Origin of the sequence: Bradyrhizobium sp. (genome assembly GCF_019242285.1) — a bacterium.
GTDB lineage: Bacteria > Pseudomonadota > Alphaproteobacteria > Rhizobiales > Xanthobacteraceae > Bradyrhizobium.
In genome coordinates this window covers 1-4,179 of the sequence record NZ_JAFAVV010000869.1, presented here as the reverse complement: position 1 = coordinate 4,179, position 4,179 = coordinate 1, and the positions used below count along the sequence as shown (strand labels likewise).

General features: G+C 67.4%; 5 protein-coding genes. All 5 read right to left on the bottom strand.

Annotated features, from left to right (window positions below):
* Window positions 1-85: 85 nt before the first annotated feature.
* Window positions 86-1,117, bottom strand: a complete 1,032-nt coding sequence (locus tag JOY90_RS35720) for a phosphotransferase family protein (protein ID WP_291695790.1) — start codon at window positions 1,115-1,117, stop codon at window positions 86-88.
* On the bottom strand, window positions 1,104-1,724 hold the full coding sequence (locus tag JOY90_RS35715) for a hypothetical protein (protein WP_291695789.1): 621 nt from the start codon (window positions 1,722-1,724) through the stop codon (window positions 1,104-1,106). Before JOY90_RS35715 ends, JOY90_RS35720 begins: the two co-directional genes overlap by 14 nt.
* Window positions 1,725-1,732: 8 nt before the next feature.
* Window positions 1,733-2,773 carry a zinc-binding dehydrogenase gene (locus JOY90_RS35710; protein WP_291695788.1) on the bottom strand — a complete coding sequence of 347 codons (1,041 nt, stop codon included), beginning with the start codon at window positions 2,771-2,773 and terminating at the stop codon, window positions 1,733-1,735.
* A 3-nt stretch (window positions 2,774-2,776) separates the two neighbouring features.
* Complete coding sequence (locus tag JOY90_RS35705; RefSeq protein WP_291695787.1) at window positions 2,777-3,703, bottom strand: transketolase C-terminal domain-containing protein; 927 nt, start codon at window positions 3,701-3,703, stop codon at window positions 2,777-2,779.
* On the bottom strand, window positions 3,700-4,179 hold a 480-nt coding region (locus JOY90_RS35700), incomplete at its 5' end, for a thiamine pyrophosphate-dependent enzyme (protein ID WP_291695786.1). The genes JOY90_RS35700 and JOY90_RS35705, both read right to left, overlap by 4 nt.

The window sequence follows — 4,179 nt, the reverse complement described above, 5'->3', positions numbered from 1 at the left end:
GCTGGGTCACGCGCGCGAGATAGTCACGCCGGGTCGCCTGATGCAGCAGGCTGATGAACTCACGATATGCCATGTATTACTCCCGTCAGAGGTTGATCTCGGCCAGCTTCGCCTCGGCCTTGGCGAGCTGCGCCGCGCAGCGCTCGGGTCGGATGCCGGCATCGGCGAAGGCGCGGCGCGCGGCGCCAAGTGCGAGATACTCGTTGAGCAGGATGCAGGTCCACTTGATCCGGTAGGCGTCGAGCAGCAGGGCGCATCGCGTGGCGGCGGCCTGGTCGAGACCGAGGCCGTCCGTGATGCGTTCGATGAAATGCGCGTGGTGGATGAGCGGCACCGGGACTTCAGGCTGGCAGAAGAAGTCGGAGACGAGCTTGGCCGGATCGTCGGAGCCGGCATATTCGAAATCGAGAAACGTGAGGCGGCCGTCGTCATCGACAAGCGCGTTGTGGAAGCCGAAATCCGACGGCGACAGGCACTCCTGGTTGGACGCGAGCGGGCGGTCTATCGCGAGGCCCGCCGCCTTCGCGTTGTCCACGAACCGCGATTTCACCGCCTCCCAGGCCGGCACCAGCCTGGTCGAAACGAAGGACCGCGCTTCACTGGCATGGGGCGCGTCGGGGTCGAGCGCGGTGACGCGCATCACGCGCCTCTCGACCGTTGCGAGGTGCTCCGCCAAGGTGAAGCAGGCTTCCGACGCCGGGGCGAGCAGCGGACGGGGCGGGGCGTTCAGGGCGACGATGAAATCGATCGCGGTGTCGATATGGACAGGCTCGAGCATGGCCGGGCGAAACTTCCGGCCGGGCGCCAGTTCGTAGAGCGCTGCATGCGCGGCCGGATCGCAGGCGAGCGGCTCGGGCACGGCGCGGATGCCGCGCGACCAGGTGTGCCTCAGGAAGCTCCATTCCGCGCCGAGCCGGTCGCGGCCGTCGCGTGGGTCGCTGAAATAGCGTTTCAGCACCAGCGGCGCTCCGGCCAGCATGTCGACGCGATAGACCTGGTTGTTGCGGCCGCCCGAGAGCGGCGACAGCGCGCGCGCATGACCTCGGCCCGCGCGCTTCGCCAGGCGGTTGGCGAGCGCGATCGCACTCTGCTCACCGATCGCTTCAACCGGCTTCATGGGTCACCTCCTCCGTGATGGCGGCCCATGACGGGCGTCGCTCGATCCCGGCACCGGTGCTGCCCGCGAACTTCCCTGAGGGATCGAACAGGATCCTTCGCATCTTTGCCGGAAAGGCCGCCATCGCCAGGATTTCCGGCAGGTCGTCGATGAACAGGTCGCAGCGAAGGCCGGCGGCGCGCGCGACCTTCTCCTCTTTCGTTGGCTCGAAGAACACACGCTCCGGGTCGATCTGCGACGGGCCAGTGCCAACCAGGCCGCGGTCGCGCAGGAAGCTGCGCGCGGCGGCGTGCAGGTCATGCGCGGGACCCAGGATCGGGCGGCGCGTGCGGTGGCTGATGACGAACAGCGCGTGGCCGGCGCGCTGCGCCGCGCCGATGAACTCGGCAAAGCCCGGGAATGGTGAAACCCAATCCATCCGTACGCCGTAGACATGACCCTGCAACTCGGTGAAGGCGTCCTTGCATCCGCATTTGTTCAGGTGATCGCGCACGCTGGTCTTGTCGCGGGCGAGATCGGGCGGGATCAGGCCGCGCGCCAGCGCTGCGGCATGGAACACACCGTCGTAGCAGGCGATGGTGTTGTCGAAGTCGATCCCGATCCGCATGCTGGTCCTCAGCGTAGCGACATGTCGATCAGGGGACGGCCGACCTTGCCGGCGGCAAGATCGTTCAGCGCCCGATCGGTATCGGCGAGCGAATAGGGTTTTGACAGAAGCTCGCGTACCGGGAAGCGGCCGGAGGTGAGCAGGCGGCCATAGCGGCTGTAGTCGCGGTCGGGGACGCTGTCGCCGCCCCAGGTGCCGAGCAGGCTCTTGCCCTGGTTCAAGAGACCCGGGTTCAGCGTGAGCACGGCGCCCTGCCGGGCGTTGCCGATCACCACGGCGCGGCCGCCTTGTGGGCGCACCGCCTGGATCGCCTGCTCCATCACCTCGGGCATGCCGGAGGCCTCCACCGCGAGGTCGACGCCTTGCGGCACGATCTTCCGGATCGCGGCGAGGACATCGGTGGCCTTGGGATCGACGACATCGGTCGCGCCGAAGAGGCCGGCCAGGGCACGGCGTGTCGGATTGGGATCGATGCCGATCACCGGCATGGCGCCTGCGAGATGAGCCGCCATCAGCGCGTTGAGGCCGATGCCGCCGGTGCCGAACACGGCGACACTGTCGCCCGGCTGCACCTCGAGCACGTTGTAGACTGCACCCATGCCGGTCGGCGCCGCGCAGCCGAGCAGCACGGCCGTGTCCATCGCGAGATCAGGCGGCAGCAAGGTGAGGCGGTTCTCGCTCACCACCGCATGGCGCTGGAAGGTGGTGACGCCGCCGGCATTGACCTTGCGGCCCTCCCAGTCATAGACGGCGCCCCCGGCCTCGATGCCCTGCCCCTTGATCCAGGACAGCACGACGTTGTCGCCCGCCTTGACCTTGGTCACCGCGCTGCCGGTCTCCAGCACCGTGCCGGTGCCCTCATGGCCGAGGCAATGCGGCAGCCAGCGGTCCTCGCCTTTGTCGCCGCGCCGCTCCATCACCTGGGTGCCGCAGGCCCCGGAATAGGCGATCTCGACCAGCACCTGGCCCGGCTTCAGCGCGGGGATTTCGAGCTCCGCCAGAACCAGAGGCTTGCCGATGTCAACGAGGATCGCAGCTTCGGTCTTCATGATCTACTTCGACAATATCTGTTGTATTTTCTCTGCAATCTGCGGAGCCGTCAGCCCGAGCTGTTCGCGGGCGTGGTCCTGCTCACCCGATTGCTTGAAGAAGGCATCGGGCGTGCCGAAGCGCAGGAATTGTCTCGCGCGTGTTTCAGTGTCCGTCAGCCATTCGGTGACGGCCGCGCCAAAACCGCCGATCAGCGAATGCTCCTCCAGCGTCGCCACCAATCGGGAGCGGGCGAAGACCTCGGTGAGGCAGGCCTCATCCAGCGGCTTGACCGTGTGGAAGCTCACGACGCGGGCCGAGATGCCGCCCGCTTGCAGCTCGCGCGCGGCTTCGATCGCCTCCGGCAGCATGTTGCCGGTCGAGAGCAGGCAGACCTCGTTGCCATCCACGACCGTGATGGCCTTGCCGATCTCGAAATCAGTGAGCGGGCCGGGATGCACCACCGGCTCGCCCTTCTTGCCCATGCGGATGTAGACCGGACGATCCTGCCGCATCGCAGCCGCCAGCGCCGCGCGCACCTCGAAGGCATCGCCCGGGCAGATCACCACCATGTTCGGGATCGCGCGCAGGAACGTGATGTCCTCGCAGGCGTGATGGGTGGGGCCGAGGCCCGCATAGGCAAGGCCTGCCCCGACCGCAACGATGGTCACCGGCGCCTCGTGGTAGCAGACGTCGGTGCGGATCTGCTCGAGGCAGCGCGTCGTTGCGAACGGCGCGATGGTGTAGGTGACCGGCCGCAGCCCGTTCATGGCCATGCCTGCCGCTACACCCATCATGTTGGCCTCGGCCACGCCGCAATTGAAGAAGCGCGACGGATGCCTGCCCTTGAAGGTGTCGAACAGGCGGTTGCCGATGTCGCCCGACAGCATCACGACGCGGGAATCCGCATCCGCCAGTTTCGTCAGCTCACGGGCGAAGGCGTTTCTCATGCAAGCCCGAGCTCCCGATGCGCCTTCGCCACCTCCTCGGCGGTCGGCGCGCGATAATGCCAGTTGTTGTCGTCCTCCATGAACGACACGCCCTTGCCTTTCACCGTATGCGCGACCAGTGCCACCGGCTTGCCCGATCCGTTCGGGACCCGCTGCATGGCTTCCGCCAGCGCGACGACATCGTGGCCGTCGATCTCCTGCGCGTCCCAGCCGAACGCCGCCCACTTGTCGCGAAGCGGCGCCAGCATCAGCGTCTCGTCCGAGCGCGCGGTGGCCTGCCACTTGTTGTAGTCGACGATGACGCAGACATTCTCCAGCTTCTGCGCGGCCGCGAACATCGCGGCCTCCCACACCGAGCCTTCGTTGTTCTCGCCGTCCGACAGCAGCGCATAGACGCGGAAACGCTCGCGCTTGATCCGGCCCGACAGCGCCATGCCGCAGCCGAGCGAGAGGCCGTGGCCAAGCGAGCCGGTGGC